This is a genomic window from Colwellia marinimaniae, from assembly GCF_002207865.1.
Classification (GTDB): domain Bacteria; phylum Pseudomonadota; class Gammaproteobacteria; order Enterobacterales; family Alteromonadaceae; genus Colwellia; species Colwellia marinimaniae.
This window is the reverse complement of record NZ_BDQM01000084.1, coordinates 1-1,412: the sequence shown is the minus strand read 5'-3', so window position 1 is coordinate 1,412 and position 1,412 is coordinate 1. Positions and strand designations below refer to the sequence as shown.

The window sequence follows — 1,412 nt, the reverse complement described above, 5'->3', positions numbered from 1 at the left end:
ACAACGGGTGATCTTAACGTGACTCCATGACTTATGCTCAACAAGGTGCAGGAAGTAAGTTTTAAGATCCTCAATGGCTAATTGGTCCGGGCAGAGATCAAAGAACGACGCTGTTTGTCGAAGACATCGACTATAACACTCGATAGTTTTATCACTTTTTCCTTGTAAGGTCAGTTCGTTAAGGTAAGTACAGATGATTTTATTGTATTCTGCCGCAAAGCGGCTTCGTTCAACAAGCACTTCAAACGGAACAAAAACTGTTGGCTACGTTTCGCTTCGCTACACATTTTAGCCAACTATTTTTGTCCGCTTAAGTGGGCGTTGAGGCTGTAGAATAACTAATTCAGTAAAAACTACTAAAACTTTGTGCTCCTATATCGAACTGTAGACGATTAACTCGATATAGGTAATACATTTACCACCCCGATTTTAGGGGGTAATTCATAATAAACGAGTTATTCTACAAGCTCGTTATGTCCCTAAGTTAATCGCACCAATGTAGTTATGCAATTTACTCTTTAGGTGAGTGCTTTTAAATACTGACATTCCAGCACATTAAATAATTTGCTGGAATGTCAGTAAAATAATTGTTATAATTATTGGTAATTAAATTTAAGGAGGGCTGTTATGGCTACTACCTCGTTCGATAAAGTTTTTGTTGTTTCTGATCAGAAAAGCATTAAAGCTTTTAACCAAAACTTAAACAACCCTGTAAGAGTTAAGGTTAATTCCCACAATCTTAATACCGACAGGAAAAAAGGCATCAGCTTATTAAAACAACAATTGTCAGCCTTAGAGACCTGCTAAAAGAGTTTACCGAAGAACAAATCAGTAAACTCTTTTCTTCGTTCACATGCCCGTTAAATATAGATGTTCAAGATTTCCTCCTAAATAAATCTATCAGATTTGAAAAATCATCAAACGCAAGAACTTACCTAATACTCTCAGAAGTTTCAGGGGATATACTTGCTTATTTTTCTATAACCTTCAAAGAATTGTCTTTAGAAAACTTCACATTATCTACAACTAAGATGAAAAAACTTTCAGGAGGTTTTAGTAAACCTGAAAAAGTTAAAACCTATCTGATAGGTCAAATAGGAAAAAACTTCAGTATCCAAGATAACTCTATAAACCTACAAGGGATTTTCGAGTGTATTTGGTCGATAATCCACAGTGCAATAGATTTAGTTGGAGGCCGAACTGTAATCCTTGAATGCAATGACGATCCTAAAATAATATCACTCTACGAAGCACAGGGTTTTAAAGTACTAATCAGGCATACAGCAATTGATGAGCTTACTACAATGTATATAGTTGTTAAGTCTTAAACGGTACATAATAAATAAAGGATAGGTTGCGCGCAGCCGCAACTTGATCCTGTTGTTGAACAAGCCCGATATTGATGAGTACTC

General features: G+C 35.8%; 2 protein-coding genes. One reads left to right on the top strand and one right to left on the bottom strand.

Going from position 1 to position 1,412, the window contains the following annotated elements:
* A partial coding sequence (locus tag MTCD1_RS18245) for a phage integrase N-terminal SAM-like domain-containing protein (protein WP_200818631.1) occupies window positions 1-240 on the bottom strand: 240 nt, incomplete at its 3' end.
* A 387-nt stretch (window positions 241-627) separates the two neighbouring features.
* Between MTCD1_RS18245 and MTCD1_RS18240 the strand changes: the two genes are divergently transcribed.
* Window positions 628-807 (top strand): hypothetical protein, encoded by a 180-nt coding sequence (locus MTCD1_RS18240; protein WP_057183181.1) that lies wholly within the window; start codon window positions 628-630, stop codon window positions 805-807.
* The last annotated feature ends 605 nt before the right edge of the window (window positions 808-1,412 follow it).

What these genes read in the sequence shown, in the direction of transcription:
- MTCD1_RS18240 (WP_057183181.1), top strand. Translation starts at nt 628, where the DNA reads ATGGCTACTACCTCGTTCGATAAAGTTTTTGTTGTTTCTGATCAGAAA.